The following is a 26504-nucleotide window of genomic DNA, read 5'->3' on the forward strand; positions in this document are numbered from 1 at the left end:
CGTCGCGGCTACCCCTGCTTCCGGCGGAGGATCGCGTCAAGGCACATGGTGGCGACGCCACCGGCCAGGCCACCCGCCACGCCCGACCAGAAGAGGTAACGCTGACCGGTGTTCTCGGCGACCGGGTCGACGAAGATCCCGATCGCGTCGATCCTCTGCTGATCCTCCCAGTGGATGTTGAGGCCGTGCCTGAACAGGCCGATGCGCAGAGAGGGCGTCCCGAACGCTGACTCGAGCCGCAATCCGGAAGCCTCGCGTGGTGTGACAGTGACGCTCTGCCGGTACCGGGCATCGTCCTGCGGCAGCGCGATCGTCGGATCGGCGGTCTGGCAGTCGTACCACCCGGGCACTATCAGGGCCGAGCGCTCCTCGTCCGTGGTCGGGTCCGCACCGTCCAGAGCGGCACAGGGAAAGCTCTGGGCCAGCGTGGGGCTGTCCACGACGACCTTGCCCATGGCCTCCACGGCCACCGGCTCGTAGAGCAGCAACGAGATCGACGACGCCCCGGCGTAAGAGCCGTCCACTAGCTCGTCGCGGCGCCTGCTCGGGTCGATGGACACCAGTATCTCGTCGCCGTCATCGTCGAATTCGTCGAAGACGCCAAGGACCGCCAGTTCCGGGCTTTCCGGCACGTACTCCGTCGACCGGGCCTCCTCTTCGAAGTGGAGGATGAGGTGGAACTTGTCCCTGGTCTTGGTCAGCCACTGGATTTCGAGGGTGGCCTTCGGCGAATCACCGATGCCGTCGGCGGTGGGGGACGTGAGGTGAAGCGCCACGTTGGCGGTCGTCGGCGAGCTCGCCCTGATGTAACCGTCGTTTGACAACAACTCGGGATAACTCATGGCGCTCTGCTGGTACGCCAGGTACGAGAGGGCGCCGAGGGTCAGTGCGACGCCAGCGAGCATTCCTGCCGACCGTCGGCGGCGAACTGCTGACACCTCCGCCGCGATGCGCTCGGATCGCGCCGACCGCATCGTCATCCGTCGGGTGATCAGTCGTCGCGTGGCCGACGAGGGCTGGCGCGGTGAGGTCACGCTCCAAGAGCATCAGACTCGTGCAACCCGCTGGACCGGGCCTGATACAGGCACCGATCCTGCCCGCCGCGACTCGGCGAGGCGGCGACACGGGCTGCGGCGGGAACGCTCGGCGGCCGAGTTCGCCGGAGCTCATCCCCCAGCGGTGGGTCGACTGTGCACCACCAGTTCGCCGATCTCCAACCGGCCGACGCGCAGCTCCCGCACGACCGCCCGGCGAATCGCCAGCCGCCCGATGACCAGCGCACCAACTGCCACGGCCCCGACGGCCAGCGCCCCCACGGCGAGGGCGCCGAGCGAGGCCGCCCCCGCAGCCCGCGCCCCGGTGGCCGCCGCGCCCGTCGCCACCGCGCCGTTGGCCCGCGCTCCGGTCAACCGCATCAGGCTCATGTCTCGCTTCATTCCCCCATTGTCCGCAAACCGCCGGCCGCCCGCTCGCCATCGCTCCCGGATGTAACCGCGCCGTCCCGTCCTCGCCCCCGGCGCCCGCTCCGGTCACCGCCCACCAGTGGTGGTTCCCGCCGTCTCGTACCGGGCACGCAGGCGAACACGCCGCTGGAGACGACGATGCCGAGGAGCATCGGCCGGCCGGGTTCGGCGGCGCACACCGGGCCAGTCCCCGCTGGAGCGAGCCGCAAGAGCTCCTTCCACTGAATCCGCTGCACCGATCGGGGTGCTCTCTTAGGCTGCGTGGGCGGGGCGCCCGGTTAGACGAGTGCGTCGCTGTGGCGTTGCACGGGCTGGGCGGAGGCTCCTCTCGGCGGCCTGGTACCGCTACCTCAGCCGGCACGGCGAGCTGCCGCGACGGCGCGTGAGGCCCCCGCTCTGTTCGCCGTCAGCGGCCGAGCCTGGCTACCGGTGAGGAGCACCGATGACGCAGAGTGAACAGGACCGCCCGGAGGTCGTCGTCGGACTGGTGGCAACCCCGCCGGACCACCCGGCCCGGGTGGCCGCGCGGCTCACCGCCGAGCTGACCAGCGGGCTCGCCGAGCGGGTGAACGCCGATGTGCGGTGGATCGTCCGGGAAGGTTGGGGCGAAGTGGCGCCGCGCCGCGACGGCGGCGTTGAGGCGCTACTCGATGATCTCGCCCAACGGCGTGCCGACGACCAGTGGGACGTCGCCGTCTGCCTGACCGATCTGCCGCTGCATGCCGATCGGGTGCCGCTGGTCGCGCAGACCTCCGCTCGGCGTCGAGTAGCGGTGGTGTCTCTGCCCGCTCTGGGACTGCGCCAGCTGCGAGCGGCCCGCGCGGCCGTTCCGGATCTGGTGAGCCGGCTGCTGACCGAGGCTTCCGACCAGCGGTTGCCGCCTGCCGGTCGGGCACCGGCCGAGCTGGCAAGCCGGGTTCCCGCCGTCCACCGGGTGGTCGGCGAGGCCGACGCCGGTGAGCGGCGCTACGTCGCCTCGCGGCTCATCGGCCGGTCACGGCTGTTGATCGGCATGGTTCGAGCCAACCGTCCGGGGCGTGCCCTGCTGGGCCTGTCGAAGCTGTTGGTCGGCGCGTTCGGCACGGCCGCGTTCGCACTTACCACGGACACCATCTGGCAGATGGGCGATGCGCTCGGCGGACTCCGTCTCGCCGTGATCATGTTGCTCGGGCTGACAGCGTTGGTGGCCTGGTTGATCGTCGCGCACGACCTGTGGGAGAAGCCGAGCCGCGAGACGCCGAGTGAGCTGGCACGGCTGTTCAACCTGGGTACGATCCTCACCCTCACTCTGGCCACGGTGCTGTCCTACGTGGTGCTGTTCGTGGGAACGGTGCTCGTCGGGGCGCTGCTGATCGACACCTCCGTGCTGGAGCAGACCTTGCAGCGGCCGGTCAACGTCACCGACTATCTGACGCTCGCTTGGATCACCAGCTCGCTGGCCACCGTCGGCGGCGCGATCGGCTCCGGGCTGGAGAACGAGGAAACGGTTCGGGCTGCCGCTTACGGCTATCATCCCCACCCTGATGGCTGGCGGGACGAGAAGAGCGGGCAGTCCCACAGCGGGCGATGAGTGGGAGTAAACCCTGGTCGCGACGGTCAGCTGGTTGGCTGGAAGACGGCTCGTACGCATCCGTCGAGTTTCTGTTTGAACATCTCGTAGCCGCGCGGCGCTTCGTCCAACGGCATGGTATGCGTCGCGAGATGCTCCGTGACCAACTCGCCGCGGGCCATTCGCTCCAGCAGCATGGGGATGTAGCGCTGCCCGTGCTGCTGTGCGCCGCGCAGCGTCAGCCCCTTGTTCATCACCGCCCCCAGCGGAAACTTGTCCACCAGCCCGGCGAACACGCCCAGCACGAACACACTGCCGCCCTTGCGGCAGTTGTAGATCGCCTCTCGCGCCGCGATCGGCCGGTCTGACTCGATCCGCAACTGCTGCTTGACCTGGTCGTACCAGAACTGCGGACCGCTGCTGTGCGACTCCATACCGACCGCCTCGATGCACACGTCCGGGCCTCGACCGCCACTGCGTTCCAGCAACTCGCCGCTCACGTCCTGCTGCTCGTAGTTCAGCGTCTCGACGCCGAGATGCGTCTGGGCCATCTGGAGCCGGTTGTCGAGTCGGTCGATCACGATCACCCGATCGGCACCGAGCAACACGGACGCCCGGGCCGTCATCTGCCCTACCGCACCGGCGCCCCAGACCGCCACGACATCACCGGGTTTGACTCCGGCGAGGTCGGCGCCCATCCAGCCGGTCGGCGCGGAGTCGGAGGCGAACAGCGCGCGCTCGTCGCTTACCTCGTCCGGGACGGTGAAGGCGCCCTGGTCGGCGTAGGGGACGCGGATGTATTCGGCGTGGCTGCCGGCGAAGCCGCCGAGTGCGTGGGAGTAGCCGTAGCAGCCTCCGGGCGCGGAACCCCAGACGTTCTCGGTGATCATCGGGTTCGTGTTCCCGTTGTCGCACAGGGAGAACTGTTGTTGCTGGCAGTACCAGCACTTGCCGCAGGAGACGAACGAACAGACGACGACCCGGTCGCCTACCTTGTGGTTGCGTACCTGCGGACCGACCTCGACGATCTCGCCAAGGAACTCGTGCCCGAGGACATCGCCGCGTTCCATGAACGGGATGTATCCGCCGAGCAGGTGCAGGTCCGAACCGCAGGTCACCGTCCGACGGACCCGGACGATGACGTCCTGCTCGTTGCGGAGTTGCGGGTCCGGAACCTGCCGCACCGCGAGCTCGTTGGCTCCTTCCCAGACCAGTGCCTTCACAGTCGTCCCTCCCGCCGACCCTGTTGGGTGGCCATCCGCAGCGGCTTGTTCATCGGAGTCGGCTCGGTGGTGGGTGGATAGTCGGGGTGGAGGACCTCACCGGTCTCGATCAGCTGCTTCGACTCTCGCAGCGCAGCCCGGATCGCCTGGTCCGGATCCCGGCCGGCGGCTCGTCGAGCGGCGGCGGCAACAGGCAGTCGGGAACCATCGCGCAACCGCACAGCGATCTCCGTCCCCTGGTCGCCAGGGGCAGGCCGGAGCTGGACCTCGACGGCGTCCCCAAGCCCGGCCAACGGCTCGGGGAGCTGCCCGCCGGGGGCGACGTCACCCGCTGGCCGGTTCACCGTCGCCACGTGCCACCTTGGCCCGCGCCGCCCTGCCTGACCCCGTTGCCGGTGGCCGTCACGCTGGTCAGTCCCGCCGAGCAGACGCCGCGCGACCATCCCGCCGGCAACCACGACCGCTCCCCCGATCAGCCACCTCATGTCCGCCCCTGTCGCTTGGTCTGCTCGTGCGGGTGCCGTCAATTATTGGCAGCCTTCAGAGCAAACCCTTTCATAAGGGGCGACCGCGTCGCGGCGGTTCTGGCACGGAATGAATTCCTGCTGGTCTTGCGTCTCCCGCCGGAACGGCCGCTGGCCCTACAACATCTCCAGCGGTTGCGGGCCTGCCGGCGGCGGGAACGCCGTGTCGAGCGCCGCCACGTCCTCCTCGGTCAGCTGCACGTCGCGCGCTTCGGCGTTCTCCCGGGTGTGTTCTGGATTGGATGATCGGGGGATGGCCGCGACCATCTCCTGCCGTAGCAACCAGGCCAGCGCTACCTGAGCGGGCGTGGCCTCGTGCCGGGCGGCGGCCTCCGCGACCTGAGGGTGGCCGAGCAGTCGACCCTGTTCGATCGGCGAGTACGCCATCACGGGGATCCGATGCTCGCGTAGCCACGGTAGGAGGTCGTACTCGGGACCACGGCGGGTGAGGTTGTACAGAATCTGATTCGTCGCGCAGGCGTTTCCGCCGGCCTCAAAGAGGTCGGTCATGTCCGAAAGATCGAAATTGCTCACGCCCCACTGTCCGATGTCACCGGCGTCGACAAGTTCGGCGAACGCCTCGATCGTCTCCGCGAGTGGATGCGTGCCGCGCCAGTGCAGCAGGTAGAGGTCGATATGGTCGACGCCGAGTCGTTGCAGGCTGCGGCGGCAGGCCTGCACGGTTCCCCGTCGGCTGGCGTTTGACGGCAGCACCTTGTCGACCAGAAAGACGTCGGCGCGTCGTCCGACAATCGCCTCTCCGACGAGTTCCTCGGAAGCGCCGTCACCGTACATCTCCGCAGTGTCGATCAAGGTCATGCCCAGGTCGAGCCCGGTACGCAGGGCGGCCAACTCATCCTGCCGCCTTGCAGGGTGCTCGCCGAGGTACCACGTTCCCTGCCCGAGCACGGGCATGGTCTGGCCGGACGGCATCTCGATCGCATCGCTGGCGAGGGTCATCTCAACCTTTCCCGGTACCAGTGGGTTTCTGCCATACCCGCTGCGACAGGCAGCACACCCGCACGGCGCGCCCGCTCCCACCAGCACTGGTTGCGCAGCACGCAGGTGGGAAGGATTGTCCGCCATCGTGCGGGCTTCGCTGGCCTGTTTGGCCGTCCTCCGCACCGGGAAGGCGACTGCGATCCAGCGACGCGCCGCCGACGGGGCGGCGCCGCGAAGGGGAGGCCGCAGAGATGGCGCAAAGCCAGCAGCCACTGACCGGTAAGCGAGTCGCTTGCCTCGCCGCCGACGGAGTGGAGGACGTGGAATACACCCAGTCCCGAGCCGCCGCGGAGCAGGCGGGCGCCGAGGTTCACCTGATCTCGTTGCGATCCGGCGAGATCCAGTCGATGAACCAGGACATCAACCCGGCCAACCACTACCGGGTGGATCGGACCGTGAACGACGTCAATGCGGCTGACTACGACGCCCTGTTGCTGCCGGGCGGGACGGTCAACCCGGACCGGCTCCGGATGAACGCGAAGGCCATGGACTTCGTCCGGGCGTTCTTTCAACAGCAGAAGCCGGTGGCGGCGATCTGCCACGGCCCGTGGTCGTTGGTCGAGACCGGCATGGTCAACGGCCGGACTCTCACCTCGTTCCCTAGCCTGCGCACCGATATCCGCAACGCCGGCGGGAACTGGGTGGACCAACAGGTGCAGGTCGACAACGGCCTCGTCACCAGCCGCAGCCCCAGCGACCTTCCGGCCTTCTGCGCCAAGATGGTCGAGGAGTTCGCCCAGGGCGAAGACGTCCGCAAGATGGCGACGGCCTGACCGACGGGGCTCAGGGCCGGGAGCATCAGGCCGGTCCTGAGCCCGTGGCGACGGCTATCCCCGCCGCCCGAGACGCCGCTACTCCCGCCGAACAGCGGCTGTGACGTCGGGCTGAGCAGCGAGACAGGGATCGCCTCCCTACCGCGGCCGATGGGCAGGTTGAGGTGGTTTCCGAGGGGTATGCGGGCCCATACGGGTCGTGCCCCGGACCGTGGTGAACCGATAGGCGCGGCCGGGTGCGACCGGATACGGAGGCTACCCGTGACTCAACTAGCAACCCGAGAGGCAGCGAAGGCCAGGCAAGAGGACGTGCAGCGGCGAGGGCGCCGGCTCGGCTGGGTGAGTCTCGGCCTGGGCGTGGCACAGCTGGCGGCACCGGACACGGTGCGCCGGATCAGCGGGGTGGACGACTCCCCCACGACCCGGGCCGTGGTGCCGCTGGTCGGGGCGCGGGAGTTGGTACACGCGGCCGGACTCCTGACGAGCCGGCGGAAGAGCATCTGGGCGTGGACCCGGGTCGTGGGCGACGCAATGGACCTGGCCTCCCTCGGGGTGGCCATCGCCCACCGCAGCGGGCGCCGCCGGCGTCGCCTCGTCGCTGTCACTGGCGCCGTCATCGGGATCACGGTGATGGATCTGCTGACCGCCGTGCAGGCCACCCGGGCGAAGAAGATCGGTTCAGCGCCGACGGTACGAGGCTTACGCGAAGGAGGATCCATGGAACTGACAGCCACGACAACCATCCGCAAACCCCCGCCCAAGGTCTACGCGTTCTGGCGCGACCTGGGCAACCTCCCGACGTTCATGGCCCACCTTGAGGAGATCCGCACCACCGGCGACCGTGCGAGCCACTGGTCCGCCAGCGCTCCGTTCGGCACTAACATCGAGTGGGACGCGGAGATTGTCGACGAGGCGCCCGGCGAGAAGATCGCCTGGCGGTCGACCGGGAACGCCGACGTGCCGAACGCCGGTACGGTGCGGTTCGTGCCCGCCCCGGACGGGGTGAGCACCGAGGTGCACGTCGTTCTGTCGTACGACATCCCGGGCGGCGCGGTCGGCAAGGCGGTCGCCAGGTACTTCGGCGAGGAACCGCACCAGCAGCTCGACGACGACCTGCGCCGGCTCAAGCAGGTGCTGGAGACCGGCCAGGTGGTCCGATCCGACGGCGCCCCGTGGGGCAAGCGGGCTCGCAAGGAGTTCCCGCAGCGTCCGGCGCAACCGCTGTCGGATTCCGAGCTCGCGAAGGGGGCCGACGCGTGAGGGCGAACACCTGGGCAGGGCGCAACAAGGTCAAGGTCCGTGACGTGCCGGACCCGAAGATCCTGAACGAGCGCGATGCCATCGTAAGGATCACCTCCACCGCGATCTGCGGCTCGGACCTGCACCTGCTCGACGGGTACGTGCCCACGATGCAGGACGGCGACGTCATGGGCCACGAGTTCATGGGCGAGGTGATCGAGGTCGGTCGGGGCGTCGATCCGGTCCGGCTGCGCGTCGGCGACCGGGTCGTCGTCCCGTTCCCGATCGCCTGCGGTGCGTGCGGCGCCTGCGCCGCCGAGCTGTACTCCTGCTGCGAAAACTCCAACCCCAACGCCGGCATCGCGGAGAAGATGTTCGGCCACCCGGTCGCCGGGATCTTCGGCTATTCGCACCTGACCGGCGGCTTCGCCGGCGGTCAGGCCCAGTACGCGCGGGTGCCGTTCGCCGACGTCGGCCCGCTGAAGATCGAGTCGGACCTGACCGACGAGCAGGTCCTGTTCCTCTCCGACATCCTGCCCACCGGCTACATGGGTGCCGAGATGTGCGACATCCAGTCCACCGACGTGGTGGCGGTGTGGGGGGCGGGTCCGGTCGGCCAGTTCGCGATGGACAGTGCCCGGGCACTAGGCGCCGCGAAGGTCATCGCCATCGACAAGGAGCCGTACCGCCTGCAGATGGCCGAACGGGCGGGCCACACGCCGGTGAACTTCGAGGAAGTCGATGTGCGGTCGCGGCTGCTGGAACTGACCGGTGGGCGGGGACCGGACAAGTGCATCGACGCCGTCGGCATGGAGTCCAGCCACGGCAGCGCGCACGTGCACGCGTATGACCGGATCAAGCAGGCCGTCCGCTCGGAGACCGAGCGACCGCACGCGCTCCGGCAGGCGATCCTGTCGTGCCGCAGCGGTGGCATCGTGTCGGTGATCGGTGTGTACGGAGGCTTCCTCGACAAGTTCCCGGCCGGGGCATGGATGAACCGGGCGCTGACCCTGCGTACCGGCCAGTGCCACGTGCAGCGCTACATGAAACCGCTGCTGCAACGCATCGAACGCGGGGAGATCGATCCGACCCGGGTCATCACCCACACCCTGCCGCTCGACCAGGCAGAACGCGGCTTCGAAATCTTCAAGAACAAGCAGGACAACTGCGAGAAGGTCGTCCTGAAACCCTGACCACCACCCACGCATCCGGCGACCGCGGCACGCCCGGTCGCCGGCTGCGTTGTCTGTCCGCAGGCGCGGATCTGCGGGCGGCCCTGCATTCGCAACCGCGCTGCCCAGGTGTTTGCCGCAGGCGACCCTGGGTAGGCGAGATCGGTGAGCGGGCCGGACATAGAACTAGGCACCCGATCAGACACCAGCCGTGCCGTGGCGTTCAGCGATGCGATCTTCGCCATCATCATCACGCTGCTCGTCCTGGACCTCGGGATACCGGACGTCCCGCCTGGTCGTCTCCTGTCCGGTTTGCTCAGTCAGTGGCCGTCGTACGTCGCCTATCTCGCGTCCTACTCGTACGTGGCCGTCGTCTGGCTCAACCACAAGGCGGCGTTCAACCGCATTCGGCAGGTCGATCGTGGGCTGCACTGGATGAACCTGCTCGTACTGTTCAGCACGGCGCTGCTGCCGTTTCCGACCATCGTCGTGTCGCACGCGCTACAGGAACACAACAACACGGACCAGCGTGTGGCCATCGCCTTCTACGCGCTCATCGGCGCGTTTCTGTGCGCGACGTGGCTGGCGTTCTACCACTACCTGGCCAGGCACCCTGATCTGCTGAAGGACCAGGTCAAGGGCAGCTTCTTTCACGTCGAGCGGTTCCGGGCCCTTGCCGGGGTCGTCCTGTACCTCCTCGCGGGGATGATCGGCTACCTGGTGGCGCCCTTGATCGGCCTCGTCATCTTTCCCTTGCTACCTGTCTTCTATGCCCTCACCAGCGCCGGTCTGTACCAGTTGCGGGTGACCCGGCGTATCACCCACCGCCCTCCGCCACCACCCTGAGGGTGGGCGAACCGCCGTTTCACCCGGGCGGGGGCGGGAACCCGCCGCAATCCGTTTCGAGAGGGGATCCGAGGTGAACTACAGCGAGTTCATTCAGTCCGTGGCAGCACGACCCAAGGTTTCACCGGGGCAGGCGGAACCGATCACCCGTGCCACGCTCGAGACCGTGGCAAAACGAATCACTGGTGGCCAGGCAAGGGACCTGGCCTCCCAGCTCCCCGAGGAGCTACGAGGCCTGGTGTCGAGGCCCACCGAAGAGCCGGAACGGTTCGGTCTCACCGAATTCCTGGAACGGGTGCAGTCCGGGGCAGGGGTCGATCGCGAGATGGCCGCCGACGGAGCGCGGGCCGTGATGGATACGCTGCGCGCGGCTGCCAGCGCGAAGGAGTACGGAGACTTTGTCGACCAGTTGCCGCAGGAGTTCTGGCAGTTGACCGGGCCCGGGTCTGGACAGCTCCAGCCTCGCCGGATTGGCACCTAGGCGACCCCCGGGCAGCGCTGCTCCGCCGTTTTCCTGGTTGCCGTCCTGTGGCGTTTGATGCGTCGGCGCACGGGTAGATCGCGACCGGGTCCGAGGGGATGGGCCGAGGATCGGAGCCATTCCGATGGTGGGCTCCATTCGGTCAGGACGTTGGGCGAGGCCCGAGGAGTGCGGGATGACCGAACCGGAGAGCCGGGACACGGGCGCACGGGAGTTGCCCGCGCAACCGCGTGAGCAGTTTGATCGGCAGCGCGACGCCGCGGAAGGTACGGAATCCGCCGGTTGGCGCCAGAACCTCGACGCCGCCAGCGGGGCAAGAGGTGCCAAGCCCGGCGAACGCCCCGTCGCCCCGACGAGTGGTGAGCACGGCCTTCCCCAGCCGACTGGCGGGCACAGCAGCAAGACAATGTCAGACCCGGACGTCGTCCTCCAGATTCCGCAGGTCAAGGTCGAACAGATCTACGTCGAGGTCGACGATCTGGACGCCTCTGTTTCTCTGCGAGCCCGGCTGGGTAGCCTGCTCCAGCTCGAGGTGGGCGTTCAGGCGCATCTCGGCACGGTGAAGATCGATATCAAGGGCGTCGAGGCCGAGGCGATGCTCGAGGTTCGGCTCGATGAGCTACGGGGCATTCTCGACAGCGCCCTCCGCATGATCGAGCGCAACCCTCAGATCATCGAGTCGGTGGTGAAGACGGTGGACAAGGCCGTGGACCAGGTGGGGCAGACAGCGCAGGAGGCGCTGGGGCCCAATGGTCCGCTGTCGCAGACGCTGCAGCAGGCCACCCAGCAGGTCGGTCAACAACTCGGACAGGCCGCCCAGCAGCTCGGGCAGTCCACCCAGCAACTGGCCCAGAACAGCGGAACGACGGCTGGCAGCGGTGTGGAGGGTCTCGGCAGCGTGCTGGGCGGGTCTCCGGCCCGAGCGGCGTGGCGACGAATGAAGAAGACCGTCCACGGCAGTCAGCCACTGAGGCAGGTCACGACGCGGCTAGCCGGACCGCAGGGGCAACAACCGCAGGGCTGATCGACGTCCACCGTGGTGGTGGCATAGCAGCTGGCCAGGTCACGCCACTGCATGCTCCGCGGCGGTCACGATTGGCCCAGGTTGGTGACCAGGTTGACGGCGACGGCCAGGATGCCAGTTCCGAAGGTGTACGAGAGCAGGGCATGCCCGAGCGCGATCCGGCGCATGCGGTTGCTTGTGGGTTCGTTCTCCCCCGGGGCGTAGGACATGCCGACGGTAAAGGCGACGTACGCGAAGTCGGAGTAGGCCGGCGGATCTTCCCGCTTGAAGTCGATGCCGCCATCGTGGCGGTAGTACAGCCGGGCGTACTTGAGCGCGAAGACCGTGTTCACCAGCGCCCACGCCAGGACCACCGCGACGACGCTGAGGATCACCAGCGTGACAGCCACCAGGTCCTGCTGGTTCGAGGCGCGGATGAGCGCTTCGGCCACGGCGACGAGGCTGACGGCGGACGCGATCAGGACCGCCGCATCGGTGGAACGGGACTGCTGCTCCGCCTCGGCAAGCCGCTCGGTGCGCCCCGGGCTCGCCGACCAGCAGGCCCGCCACACCCAGAAGAGGACCATGCCCGCCGCGATCGTCCAGATCACCAGCGGCGTCAACTCCGGCGCCCCGACCAGCGCGATGGCGGTCCCTGCCACGACACCGACGGCCAACGACCACAGGGCACGCCTGACCGACAGGAGCCGTCCCCACGCCGGTCGCCCCGATTGCTGCTCCACCTGTTCAGCGTTCCAGCTGGAGCGGATCACGTGGGGAATACTTGAAGCGATTACCGGATCAGGTTGCGAATACCCGTGGAGGGCTCGCGGGAGGCTTCAGGCGGGTCAGCGGGCCCTGAGCCGGACGGGCTCGGTCACGTCAGATCTGGCACCGGCCCCAGCGAGGAACTGTCGGTAGACCGCCTCGTAGCTGTATGCCATCCGGGTGGTCGAGAAGTTCTCCGCCACGTGGGCCACGCAGTCCGCCGGGTCAAGCCGCTCCACGGCGCGCAAGGCGTCCGGCAGCTCCTCGGACCGCTCGCAGACCAGACCGGTCACCCCGGATCGAACCAACTCCGGCACCGCGCCTCGGGCGAGCGCGACCACGGGCGTTCCGGTTGCCATCGCCTCCACCATCACCATGCCGAACGGCTCCTCCCACCGAATAGGCATGATCAGGCATCGGGCCTCTACCAGCATCCGCAGGGTGGCCTCCCGGTCAGCGTTGAAAACCACTGTGACGTCCTCGCCGAGCATCGGCTCGATCACCTCGTCGTAGTACTGGCGTTCGGCCGGCTCGTTGCACTTGCCGGCGAGCAGCAGCGGTAACCCGGCTGCCCGGCACGCGCGAATCGCCACGTCCGGGCCTTTGTCAGGACTGAACCGGGCCAGCCACAGCACCGGTCCGACGCCGGGTTCGTCCTTGTACGGGATGCTTCGGGGGTCCAACGCATTGTGTACCGTGCCGGTCCACGGCAACCCCGGATTCAGCCGACGCTGCCCGTGCGAGATGGCGACCAAGCCCACTCCCCGGTCGGTGTCGGTGAGCACGTCGCCGTGCTCGCCCACCGGATTGCCGTGCACCGTGGCCACCGTCGGCACAGCGCGGCGCCCGGCGACCAGCGGACCGACCACGGTGTGGTCGTGGATCAGATCGAAGTCCGCCGCCTTGATCAGGTGATTCACCCGCGCCAGATGAGCCAGCTCCGGCAGCGACTCGCCGAGCCGCGCGAATTGCACGTCGGGCGCGGTGGAGACGAAACTGCTGGCCGCGGTGCCGTGCTGGTCGCCCGCGCCGAACAGGGTCACCGCGTGACCGTGCAGCACGAGGGCGTCCACCAATCCGGCGACGACCTGCTCCACCCCGCCGTAGCCCGGCGGCGGCACAGGCAGCCAGGGTGGGACGACCATCGCGATGCGCAGTGGACGATCACGAGTGAGGGCACCTGCTTGGTTGACGGCCACGAATCCTCCGATCGGTCACCGTACGCGTGGTCGACTGCTGACTTCCCGCCGGACAGCATCACTAACGCTCACCGTCACAGAGACTGACTAATCAGTCACTCAGGGTGATGCCTGGGTTCATTGACCGGGCGCTGGACGCGCTCTGGGCCTTTCCGTCGCCGCAGGTGCCGTGACACTCGTCGACCACAGTGGATGGCCATTCCCTCGTCGGAACTCCGCCGACGCTCTCCGTCGTCGCGTCGCGGCCCGACGCCGTCATCGCTGACTGAGCGGGGACTTCGGACGAGGTGCCCGACCTGCGCTCGAATCCGACGTCACCACACCCGCCCAGCGAGGATGGAGGCCCCGAGCTGGTGCAATTACCGGATAAGAGCCTTTTGCTGTGGTTCGGCGCGTTTACGATCGTCGAGCGTCTGACGGATCCAGGTCTCGGAGTGAGCCATGCCAAAGCCGGCGAGTACCAAGCCTGGTCAAGATCGTCAGGTGGCGATCCTGGCTCCGGCGGAGTTCGGTGGCTATCCCGGGCCACTGCGACGAGCAGTGCCCGGCAACACCCTGCTCAGGCTGCTCGCCACGACTGACGCCAAGCAGATCGGCCTGCTCTACCTGATCTCGTCGTTCTTCTTCTTCATCGCCGCGGGCATCGAGGCGCTGCTCATGCGCGGCGAGTTGGCTCGCCCGGGGATGCAGTTCCTCTCTCAGGAGCAGTACAACCAACTGTTCACCTCACACGGCACGATCATGATGTTCCTGTTCGCCACCCCGCTCGCCTTCGCGTTCGGGAACTACCTCGTGCCCTTGCAGATCGGCGCACCGGACGTCGCCTTCCCCAGGCTGAACGCGTTGGCCTACTGGTTGTACCTGTTCGGCGGCCTGATGGTGCTCGGCTCCTTCATCAGCCCGGCCGGCGCCGCAGACTTCGGATGGACGGCCTATCCGCCGCTGAGCCAGGTGGAACACACACCGGGGGTGGGCGGCAACCTCTGGGTCATCGGGTTGGTGCTCTCGGGGGTCGGCACCATCCTCGGGTCAGTCAACCTGATCACCACCACCCTGACACTGCGCGCTCCGGGGATGACGATGTGGCGAATGCCGCTGTTCACCTGGGCCATGTTCATCACCGCGTTGATGGCGATCGTGGTGTTCCCGCTGCTGTCGGCGACGCTTCTCGCCCTGCTGTCCGACCGCGTTCTCGACAGCCACATCTACGACGCCGCCAACGGGGGTCCGGTGCTCTACCAGCACCTGTTCTGGTACTTCGGCCATCCCGAGGTCTACATCGTGGCGCTGCCGTTCTTCGGCATCATCAGCGAGGTGCTGCCGGTCTTCTCGCGAAAACCACTGTTCGGCTACAAGGGCATGGTCCTGGCGCTGTGGGTGATCTTCTTCTACTCCCTGAACGTGTGGGCGCACCACATGTTCGCCACCGGCCAGGTTCTCCTGCCGTTCTTCTCCGCGACCACCTTCATCATCGCCGTGCCCACCGGGGTGAAGTTCTTCAACTGGATCGGCACCATGTGGAAGGGCCAACTGACCTTCGAGACCCCGATGCTGTTCGCCATCGGATTCCTCGTCACGTTCCTCTTCGGCGGCCTCACCGGCGTGCTGCTGGCCAGCCCTCCGGTCGACTTCCACGTTCACGACAGCTACTTCGTCGTCGGGCACTTCCACTACGTCCTGTTCGGCACCATCGTCTTCGCCGCGTTCTCCGGCGTGTACTTCTGGTTCCCGAAGATGACCGGCCGGCTGCTCGACGAACGAATCGGCAAGGTCCACTTCTGGACCATGTTCGTCGGTTTCCACACCACCTTCCTGGTCCACCACTGGCTGGGCAACCGAGGAATGCCTCGCCGCTACGCCGACTACCTACCGCAGGACGGCTTCACCACCCTGCACACGATCTCCACCATCGGATCCTTCGTGCTCGGCGCGTCCACCCTTTTCTTCATCTACAACATCTGGAAATCCTGGCGCTTCGGTGCCGCCGTCACCGTCAACGACCCCTGGGGGTACGGAAACTCCCTGGAATGGGCGACAACCTGCCCACCGCCGCTGCGCAACTTCGACCGCATGCCCCGGATCCGCTCCGAACGCCCCGCCTTTGACGCCAAGTACGGCACCCTGGTCGCCGACCTCGGCCGCGACCTACCGCAACGCGCCGCCAAACCCCCACAGAGCGTCAGCGACGAGCTGCACCGCGAGAAACGCGTACCGGAGTCGACCATTGTCGAAGGCGCCCACGGCGGTGGGGTCGCAACCGACGACCAGCAGATCCCACAGTCCGGCGCCCGCCCCATCGAGGTACCCGAGCCCGAGCAGACCCGTCGCCCGAGCTTCGAGCGGACCACGGAGGCCGACGAGAACCCGCTGGACTCTCAACGGGGAGAGGAAGCGCCGCCGCAGTGGCGCCATCCCGGCGACGAGGGCGACAAGAGAAGGTGAGACTCGGGTCGCCGCAGCCCGCGGTCATCCCGTACTACCAGGCGGACATGCCTTGCCACAGGCGCGTCAGGACCCTTTCGTCCTACTCCCCTGCCGCAGTTGGCGAGCTGAACGGGATCGTCATCGAGCGAAGGTGAGCTCAAGCCCCGCCCGTTCAGGGCTGATACTGACCGCGGGTACGGGGCAACCACTGCGGATGATGGTCGCGAAGGTAGCCGACCAGCCCCTCGCGCAGGTCGCAGCGCAGGTCCCAGGCGCTGGCGCCGTCGGCGGCCGAGGCCTGCACCTGGATGACCGCTGTCTGAGGGGTGGAGTCGACCATCTGGAGCACCCACTGGTGGCGATCCCACAGCGATGAGGACTCGACCAGCCGGCGCGCCTCCCGGCGCAGGTCGTCCAGATCCGCGGTGTGGTCGACATGAATCTGGATCTTGCCGACGACCCGAGATTCGTTCCGGGTCCAGTTCTGGAACGGCCGCTCGGTGAAGTAGGTGGTCGGCAGGATGAGCATCCGCTCGTCCCAGAGCCGGATCACCACGTTGGTCAGCTTCACCTCCTCAACCCGGCCCCATTCGCCGTCCACCACCAGCACGTCGCCGACGTGCAGGCCGTCGGCGAAGGCGACCTGGACACCGGCGAACGCGTTGCCGAGCGCGGTACGGGCCGACAGGCCGATCAACGCGCCGACCACCCCCGCCGACGTCAACACGGAGACGCCGAAGAGGCGTACCGGCCGAAAGGTGATCAGGATCAGGCCGATCGCGACGATGGTGACCACGGCGACCGTGAGCCGCCGCATGGGCCGAATCTGCGTCCGGGCCCGCCGGACCCGCCGGCTGGCGACCCCGTCACCAGGCAGTCGATTGAACGCGACCGCCTCGGCCACGTGCAACGCCTTGTTCACCAACCATGCGCCGGATATCACCAACGCCACCCGGGCGACGTGCCGCAGATTAGGCTGCCACCCGGCCGGACCCAACGGCAGCGCGTAGTACAGCGCCCCAGCCAGCAGCAGCGCCGCCGCCGGGCGGCGGCAGGCATGCCGCAGCGGCTCCAGCAGCCACCGGTAACGGCCACGGGCTATGCGGCGGACGACCATGCCAGTGATCAGGTCCACGACCACCGCCGTCGCCAGCGCGGCCACTACGATCAACGCGGTACGCATCAGAGGCCGCTCACCGTAGCCCCGATGCCAGCTTCCCCCGGCTCACTGCCCAGTCCACGTGCTCAGGGTGCCACCCCGGCCAGTGGCAGGCGGCCAACATCGGCGAACAACCGCTGACCACACCGGCGTCAGCCGCCCGACGGTCGCCCACGGTGGTACTTGTGTCCGAGCAGCGAAAAGCGAGATCATCACACATGCTCGACCCCTCGCCCGAGGACGACAGGACCTCACCGACCGTTTCCACGCCACATTTCGTGGGTCGTGATAGGGAGATGGCGGCGCTTCGGGGCGCCTTGGCCCGGCCACCGGCGATCGTGCTGGTCGAGGGCGAGGCGGGGATCGGAAAGAGCCGACTGCTGCGAGAGTGGCTGGCCGCACCGGACCAGCGCAGTGCCTTGGTGTCGGTGTGCCCACCGCTTCGCGAGTCGCTGACGTTGGGGCCGATCGTCGACGCGTTCCGTGGGATCGACCGTCCAGTGTCGCGACTGCGGCTCACCGAGCTTGCGGGTGCGTTACGGCCCCTGTTCCCTGAATGGTCTGCGGACCTGCCGCCCGCGTTGCCGCCCCTGGACGACGCGAAGGCGGCACGGCATCGCCTGTTCCGCGCCCTGGAGGAGCTGCTGCGGGCTCTGCGTGTCGACGTTCTCGTGCTCGAGGACGCTCACTGGGCCGACGAGGTGACCCTGGAGTTCCTGCTGTTCGTCACCTCCCGACAGCAGTCGCACGGGCCCAACCTCGTGATCTCCTACCGGCCGGAAGAGGTGGACGACGGGTCGCTGTTGCTGCGGCTGACGTCCCGGTTGCCTGCTGGCGTGACCCAGCTGAGGATCGCCCTGGCGCCCATGCGACCCGACGACACGGCGGCGCTGGTGTCCTCGATGCTGGACGGCAACCCGATATCCCAGGAGTTCACGACATTCATGCACGAGCGGACCGGTGGCGTTCCGCTGGCCGTGGAGGAGTCGGTTCGCCTCATGTGCGACCGCGCCGACCTCGTCTTCCGTGACGGGCAGTGGGTCCGGCTGAAGTTGCGCGAGCTGCAGGTGCCGCCAACGGTGCGCGACTCCACCCGGGAGCGGGTGGGCCGTCTGTCGCCGACGGCGCAGCAGGTGTTGCGGGCCGCGGCGACGTTGGCTGAGCGGTCATCGGTGGAAACGATCGCGATGACCGCCGGTCTGTCACCGGCCGCGTGCCGAGGCGCTGTCGCGGAGGCGGCCGGCGCCGGTGTCCTGGACGGAGACGACCACGGCCGGTGGCGATTCCGGCATGTGCTGGCCGCCACGGCTGTCTACGAAGCAATCCCGTTGACCGACCGCAGACGCGTCCACCTGCTGGCCGGCCGGGCCGTGGAGCACATCCATCCACCGCCGTTGGCACGCCTTGCCCACCACTTCCGCGAGGCGGGCGAGACGCAGTCCTGGGCGCGGTACGCCGAGCAGAGTGCCGAGCTGGCCATGGCCTCGGGCGACCACACCAAGGCAGTCGAACTGCTGGTCGACCTGTTGACGTGGGCCGTGCTGGCGCCGGTGGACCGGGCACGGGTCGCGCGCATCACCGGAGTCGCCGCACTGGGCCGTCGTGAACCGGTCGACGAGGTCTACCACCGCGTGATCCGTACCCTGCGCTCGGTGCTGGAGACCCCCGGTCTCTCCGCCCGCCAGCAGGCCGAGATCCGCAACCCCCTGGGTCGGCTCCTGATCACCGGGGGTGAGGCGCAGGCCGCACTGCACGAGCTGGAGCAGGCGGTGGCCAACCTCGACCACGACCCGGTCGAGGCGGCTCGGGCAATGACCTACCTTGGCTGGGCCTATGCCGGACCGTGGCCGGCGTCGACCCATCGGCGTTGGCTGGATCGCGCCGCTGAACTCACCGCCGGCTTCGATTCTCCCGCGGAGCGGCTGAACCTGGCCGGCAACCGCGCCGCGGCGTTGCTCATGCTCGGCGAAGAGGAGGCCTGGGACGTCGTCGCCGACCTGCCCGTCGACGGCGCGACGCCGGCGGAGCGTCTGGACGTGGCCCGCATCCACGCAAATGTCGGGACCGGCGCACTGATCTGGGGTCGGTACGCCGACGCGGAGGAACACCTCGCCGTGGCCATGCGCCTTGCCGAGGCCGAGCAGGCGTCCCGATTGCACCACAACGTCGGACTCGAACAGGCCAACCTGGCGTGGCTCACCGGCCGGTGGGAGGGCCTCGCGGAGCGAAGCGCGGCACTCGCCGACGCCGACCGGGACCGGCCAGCGCACTACCTCGGCAGCATTCGCCTCGCTGCCCGACTGGCAGCGGCAGCCGGACGGCGGCGGGCGGCGGAGGAGCAGTTCCGGCTGGTCCTCGAGGAGTCTGCCCGTCTCGGCGCAGCCGACGACACGATGGAAGCCGCCGCCGCGTTGGCCAGACTGTGGCTGACGGACGGAAACAGCGGCCGGGCGTTGCAGATCACGAATGAGCCGATGGACACCGTCAGGCGGAAGGGCATCTGGGTCTGGGCGACGGACCTCGTTCCCGCCCGGATCGAGGCGCACCTCGCCGCAGGGGATCTGAAGGCCGCGACCCGCCTGGGCGACCAGTTCGCCAGAGGGCTGCGTGGCCGTACGGCGCCCGCGCCTCGCGCCGCGCTCACCGTCTGCCGTGCCCTGCTGCTCGCCGCAGCCGGAGACCACGCCCGCGCGGCTACGGCATACGGTCGGGCGGCGCGCGCCTGGAGCGCGTTGCCGCGCCCCTACGACGCCATGCTCGCCCGCGAGCGTCAAGCCGAGGCGCTCATCGCGCAAGGCCAGATCGAACAGGGCCGAGAGCTGCTGGCGGCACAGTACGAGCAGCTGTTCAGGCTCGGGGCCCGCGGCGATGCGGACCGGGTCGCACAGCGGCTTCGCGAACAGGGCGCCGACGTCCCACGACTGTGGCGTGGCGGCCGACGCGGGTACGGCGACCAGCTCTCACCCCGCGAGCTCGACGTGGTCCAACTGGTTGTCGCCGGCAAGACGAACCGTGAGATCAGCCGGATCCTGGCCAAGTCGCCGGCCACAGTGGATCAACAGCTGCGTGCCGCGATGCGCAAGTTGAAAGTGAGCTCCCGGACCGCGCTCGCGGTCAAGGCAGTGGAGGCCGGAGTGTTCGCAGAAGAGGACTCCCTCCACGACGCGTCATGAAAATTGACGTATCCGCTGGATAGCGACGGTCACTCGCCCCGCCGAGCATGACTGGATGATTCATAGCCGTTGGGCAATGCATGCCTGAGCGACCTGTCGCGGGGGACGACGCTGCCATCGAGCCCCCGCCACCACCCGAGCTGCCCCGCGAGCCGCGCGCCAGCGCTCCCGACGCCCGTGACGTTGACGGTGGCGACGACCACACGAACCACGACCCCTACCAACCCCTGTAGGTCGAAGGACTCTCATGAGACTCAAAGCCCTCGCGGCAACGCTTGCCGCAGCGGTCGGCCTGAGCATGATCCAGGCTCCACCGGCGTCTGCCGCTGAGCCGGATCCCGGCGCCGCCGTCAACAAGATTGACTCGGGCCTGAAGGACCGCTTCCGCACGTCTCCGGCTTCCGACTTCTGGATCAGGTTCGAGGCCACTGCCGACCTCGGGCCAGCGAAGAAGCTCACCGATTGGACCGCTCGTGGCCAGTTCGTCTACGACGCGCTGACCGCAGCGACGAAGGACTCCCTGGCGTCCGTCTCCACCGACCTCGACCGGGCGGGCGTCAAGTACACCTCCTACCCGATCGCCAACGCCGTGCTCGTCAAGGGGGGCACCGAGAATCTCGCCCTCAACGTGGCCTCCAAGGTGCAGGTCGCCGAGATCCACGCGACGCCGCAGGTCGCGCTGGTCGAGCCCGTGGACGAGAAGGTCCCCACTGACCAGGCTGCCCGCCCCGCCGCCCCGAAGGCCGCCGCCGAGGCGGGCACCGTCTCGTGGGGTCTGGACGCCATCCACGCCCCGCAGGCGTGGGCCATGGGCGCCACCGGTGCGGGCATCACCGTGTCCAACCTCGACTCGGGCGTCCAGTTCGACCACCCTGCCCTGGCGCAGCAGTACCGCGGCACGAAGCCCGACGGCAGCGTCGACCACAACTACAACTGGATGGGCGCCCGGGGCACGTGCACGGACGCACCGTGCGACGACAACGGACACGGCACGCACACCATGGGCACCATGGTCGGCGACGACGGCACCAACCACGTCGGCGTCGCCCCGGACGCGCAGTGGATCGCGACGAACGGCTGCTGCGACAGCACCGGCGTCGAGTCGCTGCTGCGGTCCGGCTGGTGGCTGCTCGCCCCGACCGACGTCCAGGGCAACAACCCCGACCCGTCCAAGCGCCCCCACGTCATCAACAACTCGTGGGGCCAGACCGTCGAGCACAGCTTCGACGACTTCTTCCAGGCCATCGACGAGGCCTGGAGCGCCGCGGGCATCTTCAGCGTCTGGTCGTCGGGCAACACCACGCCGTACGCGGCCTGCGACACCGTCTCCTCGCCCGGCTCCGCCGAGAGCGCCTACTCCGTCGGCGCGTACTCATCGGACGGCACGCTCGCGTCGTTCTCCCGCAAGGGCGAGGGTGAAGGTGGCCGGATCAAGCCCGAGATCTCCGCTCCGGGCGACGCCGTCCGTTCGTCCTACCCGAACAACAGCTACACCGAGATGTCCGGCACCTCGATGGCGGCACCCCACGTCGCCGGCGCCGTCGCGGCGCTGTGGAGCTACGACCCGACCCTCATCGGGCAGGTCGAGACAACCCGCCGCCTGCTCGCCGAGTCGGCCGTCGACGTCAACGACACCGAGTGCGGCGGCACCGCCGAGGTCAACAACAAGTACGGCGAGGGCCGGCTCGACCTCGTCCGCCTGCTCGAGCTCGCGCCCCGACAGGGCGGCACCCTCACCGGTGTCGTCACCGCCAACGGCGCCCCGGTCCCCGCTGCCGAGGTGACGATCAGCGGACCGTTCAGCCGGTCGATCGGAACCGACAAGGACGGCCGGTTCACGACGAACCTTCCGGTCGGCGACTACCAGCTCAGCACCAAGGTCTTCGGCTACCTGACCGCGACCGCCAACGTCACGATCACCCTCGGCCAGGACACCTCGGTCAAGCTGCCGCTCACGGCCGCCGTGCGGCACGACATCAGCGGCACTGTCGTCGATGACAAGAAGCGGCCCGTCCCGAACGCCGACGTCTCCGTCAAGGACACGCCGCTGAAGCCGGTACGCACGGACGCCAACGGCGCGTTCACGATCACCGCTGTCCCCGAGGGCGGGTACACGCTGGGCGTCAAGCCCAACGCCTGCTTCTCCCCCACGTCCGTCCCGCTGACCGTCGGTGCGCAGAACGAGTCGCGCGAGATCCCCGTCGGGCTCGTCGTCGACGAGGGCGGCTACAGCTGCGCCGTCTCGGACGGCGCGTACCTGCGCGGCACCGACCCGGTGGCGTTCACCAGTGGCGTGTGGGCGACGGTGAAGCTGCCGTTCCCGATCGCGCTCTACAACGGCAGCCACGACAGTCTCGGCATCGGCCTGCGCGGCGTAATCTCCCCGGACACCAGCACCGGACCCGGCAGTGGCGGGGCGGGCATCTTCCCGTTCTCCGTCCAGACCCCCGTCGAGTTCGCCCCCGGCGGAGGAGTCTTCACGGCAGCCACCAAGGTCAATGGCGAGGACGCGTTCGTCGTGGAGTACCGCAACGCCAAGCTCTGGGCCTACCCGGACCGATCGGAGTACACGGAGCCGGTCAACTTCTCGGCCACGCTCACCCGCTCGGGCACCGTCATCTTCGGGTACGGCGGCGGCATCGGGACCGACGACCTGGTGACCGCCGGCGCGCACGCCATCACCGGCATACAGGGCTGGGCCGGCGTCGACGGCATCCGGTTCTCCGACAACGCCCCGGTGCTGCGCGACGGGATGATCGTCACCTACGACATGCCTGACTTCGGGTACCTGGACGCGACAGTCGTGGACAAGAACGACGGGCTGCCGGTGGCCGGAGCCAAGGTTTCCTTCACCAACAAGAATGGGCTCGTCGAGGCCGTCACGACCAACGGGACGGGCATCGTGCACCGCCAGCTTCCGGTCGGCGACTACACCATGACTGTCGACGCGCCGAACTACACGACGGCGGCGTACCCCTTCTCGCTCGACAAGCTCTACGCCAATGCCAAGATCGACGCGCGGCTGACCACGGGTACCGCCGGGCTGAAGGGTGACGGCCTCGACGCGCTGTTGGGTGCCGACCAGAACGGCGTGGGCTCGCTGACGCTGACCAACAACGGTTCCGCCCCGCTCACGTACAGCCTGGGCGAGGCCGCGCGCCACCCCGACCTTGACGCCGCCGGCACCACCGGGCGCACCGGCACGGGCGCGGCCAGCACGATCGACCTCGCTGGCTGGAAGACCGGCGCGAGCGGCATGAAGCCGTCGAACGTCGACGGCAAGGCCGCGACGGCACCCGCCGCGGAAGCACAGGCTGCCGCCAAGGTGGGTACGACCTCCGGCGGTGACGTCATCACCCGGATCGCCATTCCGGGCAAGATCGAGGACAAGGAGCCCTCCGGCGTCGGGTACGACGGCGACGTCTGGGTCCACGACTACAACGCGCGAACCAACACCGCCTGGACGGTGACGGGTAGGCCGACCGGGAAGGTCTTCGACGCCTCGTGGAACCCCGCCTACCGGGCGTTCGACATGGCGCTCGACACCAAGACCGGTGACATGTGCCAGATGGAGGACAGCCCGGCCAGCTACATCCACTGCTTCGATCGGCAGACCGGGAAGGAGACCCGGCAGATCAAGGGTGACTGGTCAACGCTTCAGCTGACCGGCCTCGCCTACAACCCGACCGAGGACGTGTTCTACGTCGGCGGCCGGGCGAACGGCATGATCGGCACCGTCGCCGGGACGTCGCACGACAACCCGGGTGCGCTGCTGTCCTTCTGCGCCCCACCGCTGCCCGAGGTGATGGGCCTGGCCTACAACCAGGCGTCCGACACCATCTGGTACACCGACCTCACCTCGAACCGGCCCACCCGCCTGCTGCAGGTCGACCCCGACGACTGCTCACTGGTGAACGCGTGGTGGTTCCCGGGCCAGAAGGCCGGCCAGGGCGGCGGCCTCGAGACCGACTCGACCGGTGCGCTGTGGGCGGCCGACCAGCTCGCCGACGACGTCGTGCTGGTCGACGTCGAGGACGACCTGCTCACCGACCTGCCGTGGCTGTCGCTCTCCTCGACCGGCGGCACCCTCGCCCCGGGTCAGTCCACGACCGTCAAGGTCTCCATCTCCTCGAAGGGCACCAAGCCTGGGGTCCTCGGCGCGAACATCGTGGTGAGGTCCGACTCCGGACGCCAGTCCAAGACCTACGTCCCGGTGACGCTGACGACCACGAAGTACCAGGTCGGCGTCAACGCCGGCGGCGCGAAGTTCACCGACAGCTCCGGCTACACCTGGCTCGCCGACCAGGCCGCCGGTAAGAAGGCGTGGGGTTACGAGGGGAAGACGAAGGCCGCCGCCACGGCGGCCGCGATCGCCGGCACGACTGACGACGCCCTGTTCCAGTCGCAGCGCACCACGCCGGACAAGCAGTTGTTCTACCGCTTCCCCGACGCGCCCACTGGCACCTACGCGATCGATTTCGGATTCGCCGAAATCGAGAAGGTGGCCAAGGGCAAGCGGGTGTTCGACGTCCTCGTCGACGGAACGCTGACGGAGTACGCGTACGACCCGGCCTCGGCCGTGGGGCCGGACGCCGCCGACTGGCGCAGCGCCGTGGTGAAGCACGAGGGCGGTCCGCTGACCGTGGAGCTGCGGGGCTCGAAGGGCCTGAAGGCCCCGACCATCGCCGCGCTGCGGGTCACTCTCGACCCGCGCGCGGACGTGGCGGAGCCGGAGCCCGAGCCCGAGCAGCCCGAGCCGGGCCCGGTGCCGGTGGCCCCCGCCGGTCGCTCGTACTCGATGAAGGTGACCGACGGGCTCTACCGCCAGGGCACGCAGGAGTCCGGATGGCACGGCGATGACCTCTGCGGCGTGTTGTGGTTCGACTCCAGCTTCCTGCAACCGTTCTACGACACGGCCTGGGACGGCGTGTGTGTGACGACGAACGGCGCACTGACCTTCGACCGCGCCAGTACGCAGGGGAGCAACACGGAACTGCCGTCGCCGTACCCGATCGACGCGATCTACCCGCTCTGGGACGACCTCATCGTCGACGACGAGGCGGCTATCTACTTCGGCACGACCGAGGTGGACGGGCTGGCGGCGCAGGTCATCGAGTGGCGCAACGTCGCCTTCTACAGTGACCGGGCGGCTCGGGTGAGTTTCTCGGTCACCCTGATCGCGGACGGACGGATCCAGATCGGGTACGGCGACGGCGTCGGCGGGGACAACCCCCTCACCCGCGGGTCGTCGGCGACGGTCGGCGTGGAGAGTCTGACTCGTAACCCCGCGAGCCAGTACTCCTTCAACCAGCCGGTGCTGAAGGCCGGTCTGGGGTTGGAGTACACCCTCCCGGCTGCGGGCACGATCGAGGGTACGGTCACCGATGCGAACGGCGGCAAGCCGATCGCGGGCGCGATCGTCACGCTCAAGGGGCCGGCCGGTGAGCGGGTCATCACCACCGACGAGAAGGGCCGATGGAAGGCTCAGGCACTGGTCGGCGAGAACACCGTGCAGGTCGAGTCGCCGAACTACGTCACCGCCAGCCACCCGGTGACCATCTCCAAGAAGGATCAGGCCGAGGTGGTCGACACGGCGTTGGCCACCGGCGTCGCCACCGTCACCGGAGGTGACTTCGACTGGCTCCTCGACAAGGGCCAGAAGGCGACGGCCGACGTCACAGTGACCAACAGCGGCTCCGCCCCGCTGGAGGTGCGGGTCAGCGAACAGAAGCGCACCAGCGACGGTGGGCACGAGGCCGCCGACCTTGCGTGGCTGACCCTCACGGGCGCGGCCGCGACCGGCACGGTCACGCTCGCGGTCGGCGAGTCCACCACTGTCACGGCGACGGTCGACAACGCCGGCGTCGAGCCCGGCGTGCTCGTCGGGGACGTGCTCGTGGCGTCGAACGCCGGCATGGGCGAAGTACAGCTCAAGTCGGTCCGCCTGGCGACCTCGGCGTACTGGAAGGGCGTCGACGTCGGTGGGTCCGGGTACGTCGGTGCCGACGGCTTCTTCTGGTCGCCCGACCAGGGGCTCGGCTCACGGCCGTGGGGGTACGTCGGCGGCAAGGCGCGTGCCACCAGGGCCGACATCGCCGGCACCGAGGCCGACGCGTTGTTCCGCACCCAGCGGACCGGCCAGACGTTCAGCTACGTGTTCAGGAACGCCCCCGCTGGGAAGTACCGGATCGGCCTCGACTTCGCCGAGATCGAGAAGGTCAAGGTCGGCAAGCGTGCCTTCGATGTGCTGGTCGACGGCAAGGTCGTGCTCTACGACCACGACGTGCAGGCGAAGGTGGGTGCGCTGACCGCGGACCTGAACGCGGTCACCGTCGAGCACACCGGCGGCGATCTGAAGGTCGAGCTTCTCCGCGACAAGGCCGAGAGCGATCCGATCCTCAACGCCCTGAAGGTCCAGCAGGACCCGCGCCTCTGAGCTGGCCGACCGGTTGGCCAACGAGTGGTCAGAGCCTCCACGGAAAGTTTTCGCCGTGGAGGCTCTGACC

Annotated in this window: 18 protein-coding genes; 10 read left to right on the forward strand and 8 right to left on the reverse strand. The window is 68.5% G+C overall.

Annotation, left to right across the window (positions count from 1 at the left end):
• Positions 1–8: 8 nt before the first annotated feature.
• A complete protein-coding gene (locus ABTW72_RS02395) occupies positions 9–980 on the reverse strand; it encodes a hypothetical protein (RefSeq protein ID WP_350853210.1) in 972 nt (323 codons plus the stop codon).
• Between the two features lie 186 nt (positions 981–1166).
• Complete coding sequence (locus ABTW72_RS02400) at positions 1167–1436, reverse strand: hypothetical protein (protein WP_350853213.1); 270 nt, start codon at positions 1434–1436, stop codon at positions 1167–1169.
• Positions 1437–2028: 592 nt separating this feature from the next.
• Here ABTW72_RS02400 and ABTW72_RS02405 point away from each other — a divergent pair.
• Positions 2029–3033: a hypothetical protein gene (locus ABTW72_RS02405; RefSeq protein WP_350853215.1), complete on the forward strand. Its 1005-nt coding sequence runs from the start codon at positions 2029–2031 to the stop codon at positions 3031–3033.
• Between the two features lie 26 nt (positions 3034–3059).
• On the opposite strand, the gene ABTW72_RS02410 is transcribed toward ABTW72_RS02405, so the two are convergent.
• The 3 genes from ABTW72_RS02410 to ABTW72_RS02420 all read right to left on the reverse strand — a co-directional run bounded on the left by ABTW72_RS02410 (position 3060) and on the right by ABTW72_RS02420 (position 5719).
• Entirely contained in the window at positions 3060–4235 is a 1176-nt protein-coding gene (locus ABTW72_RS02410; RefSeq protein WP_350853218.1) for a zinc-dependent alcohol dehydrogenase, read from the reverse strand.
• Positions 4232–4588, reverse strand: a complete 357-nt coding sequence (locus ABTW72_RS02415) for a hypothetical protein (protein WP_350853221.1) — start codon at positions 4586–4588, stop codon at positions 4232–4234. Before ABTW72_RS02415 ends, ABTW72_RS02410 begins: the two co-directional genes overlap by 4 nt.
• Before the next feature lie 288 nt (positions 4589–4876).
• Positions 4877–5719, reverse strand: coding sequence for an aldo/keto reductase (locus tag ABTW72_RS02420; protein WP_350853223.1), 843 nt, complete (start codon positions 5717–5719; stop codon positions 4877–4879).
• 233 nt (positions 5720–5952) lie between these two features.
• Between ABTW72_RS02420 and ABTW72_RS02425 the strand changes: the two genes are divergently transcribed.
• The 6 genes from ABTW72_RS02425 (at position 5953) to ABTW72_RS02450 (ending at position 11296) form a co-directional block, all read left to right on the forward strand.
• Complete coding sequence (locus ABTW72_RS02425; protein WP_350853226.1) at positions 5953–6534, forward strand: type 1 glutamine amidotransferase domain-containing protein; 582 nt, start codon at positions 5953–5955, stop codon at positions 6532–6534.
• 309 nt (positions 6535–6843) lie between these two features.
• The gene (locus ABTW72_RS02430; protein WP_350853229.1) at positions 6844–7794 is read left to right on the forward strand and encodes an SRPBCC family protein; all 951 of its coding nucleotides are present in this window, start codon (positions 6844–6846) and stop codon (positions 7792–7794) included.
• A complete protein-coding gene (locus ABTW72_RS02435) occupies positions 7791–8966 on the forward strand; it encodes a zinc-dependent alcohol dehydrogenase (RefSeq protein WP_350853232.1) in 1176 nt (391 codons plus the stop codon). The genes ABTW72_RS02430 and ABTW72_RS02435 overlap by 4 nt, the downstream gene beginning before the upstream one ends.
• A gap of 144 nt (positions 8967–9110) precedes the next feature.
• Positions 9111–9791: a TMEM175 family protein gene (locus ABTW72_RS02440; RefSeq protein WP_350853235.1), complete on the forward strand. Its 681-nt coding sequence runs from the start codon at positions 9111–9113 to the stop codon at positions 9789–9791.
• Positions 9792–9864: 73 nt separating this feature from the next.
• Positions 9865–10272: a DUF2267 domain-containing protein gene (locus ABTW72_RS02445; protein WP_350853238.1), complete on the forward strand. Its 408-nt coding sequence runs from the start codon at positions 9865–9867 to the stop codon at positions 10270–10272.
• A gap of 175 nt (positions 10273–10447) precedes the next feature.
• Positions 10448–11296 (forward strand): hypothetical protein, encoded by an 849-nt coding sequence (locus ABTW72_RS02450; RefSeq protein WP_350853241.1) that lies wholly within the window; start codon positions 10448–10450, stop codon positions 11294–11296.
• A gap of 65 nt (positions 11297–11361) precedes the next feature.
• Here the strand turns inward: ABTW72_RS02450 and ABTW72_RS02455 are convergent, their stop codons facing one another.
• Both ABTW72_RS02455 and ABTW72_RS02460 read right to left on the reverse strand, forming a co-directional pair.
• The gene (locus ABTW72_RS02455) at positions 11362–11937 is read right to left on the reverse strand and encodes a DUF1345 domain-containing protein (RefSeq protein WP_350853244.1); all 576 of its coding nucleotides are present in this window, start codon (positions 11935–11937) and stop codon (positions 11362–11364) included.
• A 186-nt stretch (positions 11938–12123) separates the two neighbouring features.
• Positions 12124–13242, reverse strand: coding sequence for a glycosyltransferase family 4 protein (locus tag ABTW72_RS02460; protein WP_502892138.1), 1119 nt, complete (start codon positions 13240–13242; stop codon positions 12124–12126).
• 441 nt (positions 13243–13683) lie between these two features.
• Here ABTW72_RS02460 and ctaD point away from each other — a divergent pair, with 441 nt between their 5' ends.
• Entirely contained in the window at positions 13684–15684 is a 2001-nt protein-coding gene (ctaD, locus tag ABTW72_RS02465; RefSeq protein ID WP_350853247.1) for an aa3-type cytochrome oxidase subunit I, read from the forward strand.
• Positions 15685–15838: 154 nt separating this feature from the next.
• Here the strand turns inward: ctaD and ABTW72_RS02470 are convergent, their stop codons facing one another.
• Positions 15839–16849: a mechanosensitive ion channel family protein gene (locus ABTW72_RS02470; protein WP_350853250.1), complete on the reverse strand. Its 1011-nt coding sequence runs from the start codon at positions 16847–16849 to the stop codon at positions 15839–15841.
• Between the two features lie 194 nt (positions 16850–17043).
• On the opposite strand from ABTW72_RS02470, the gene ABTW72_RS02475 reads away from it, so the two are divergent.
• Positions 17044–19998, forward strand: a complete 2955-nt coding sequence (locus ABTW72_RS02475; protein ID WP_350853252.1) for an ATP-binding protein — start codon at positions 17044–17046, stop codon at positions 19996–19998.
• A 247-nt stretch (positions 19999–20245) separates the two neighbouring features.
• The gene (locus tag ABTW72_RS02480) at positions 20246–26434 is read left to right on the forward strand and encodes a S8 family serine peptidase (protein ID WP_350853255.1); all 6189 of its coding nucleotides are present in this window, start codon (positions 20246–20248) and stop codon (positions 26432–26434) included.
• Positions 26435–26504: the final 70 nt, after the last annotated feature.

The organism is Micromonospora sp. NPDC127501 (genome assembly GCF_040302185.1).
In the GTDB taxonomy this organism is placed as follows: Bacteria; Actinomycetota; Actinomycetes; order Mycobacteriales; family Micromonosporaceae; genus Micromonospora.

Excerpts from the sequence above, each read along its gene's own strand:
- ABTW72_RS02395 (WP_350853210.1), bottom strand. The coding sequence starts at position 980 with ATGACGATGCGGTCGGCGCGATCCGAGCGCATCGCGGCGGAGGTGTCA.
- ABTW72_RS02400 (WP_350853213.1), bottom strand. The coding sequence starts at position 1,436 with ATGAAGCGAGACATGAGCCTGATGCGGTTGACCGGAGCGCGGGCCAAC.
- ABTW72_RS02420 (WP_350853223.1), bottom strand. The coding sequence starts at position 5,719 with ATGACCCTCGCCAGCGATGCGATCGAGATGCCGTCCGGCCAGACCATG.
- ABTW72_RS02425 (WP_350853226.1), top strand. The coding sequence starts at position 5,953 with ATGGCGCAAAGCCAGCAGCCACTGACCGGTAAGCGAGTCGCTTGCCTC.
- ABTW72_RS02450 (WP_350853241.1), top strand. The coding sequence starts at position 10,448 with ATGACCGAACCGGAGAGCCGGGACACGGGCGCACGGGAGTTGCCCGCG.
- ctaD (WP_350853247.1), top strand. The coding sequence starts at position 13,684 with ATGCCAAAGCCGGCGAGTACCAAGCCTGGTCAAGATCGTCAGGTGGCG.
- ABTW72_RS02470 (WP_350853250.1), bottom strand. The coding sequence starts at position 16,849 with ATGCGTACCGCGTTGATCGTAGTGGCCGCGCTGGCGACGGCGGTGGTC.
- ABTW72_RS02475 (WP_350853252.1), top strand. The coding sequence starts at position 17,044 with ATGCTCGACCCCTCGCCCGAGGACGACAGGACCTCACCGACCGTTTCC.
- ABTW72_RS02480 (WP_350853255.1), top strand. The coding sequence starts at position 20,246 with ATGAGACTCAAAGCCCTCGCGGCAACGCTTGCCGCAGCGGTCGGCCTG.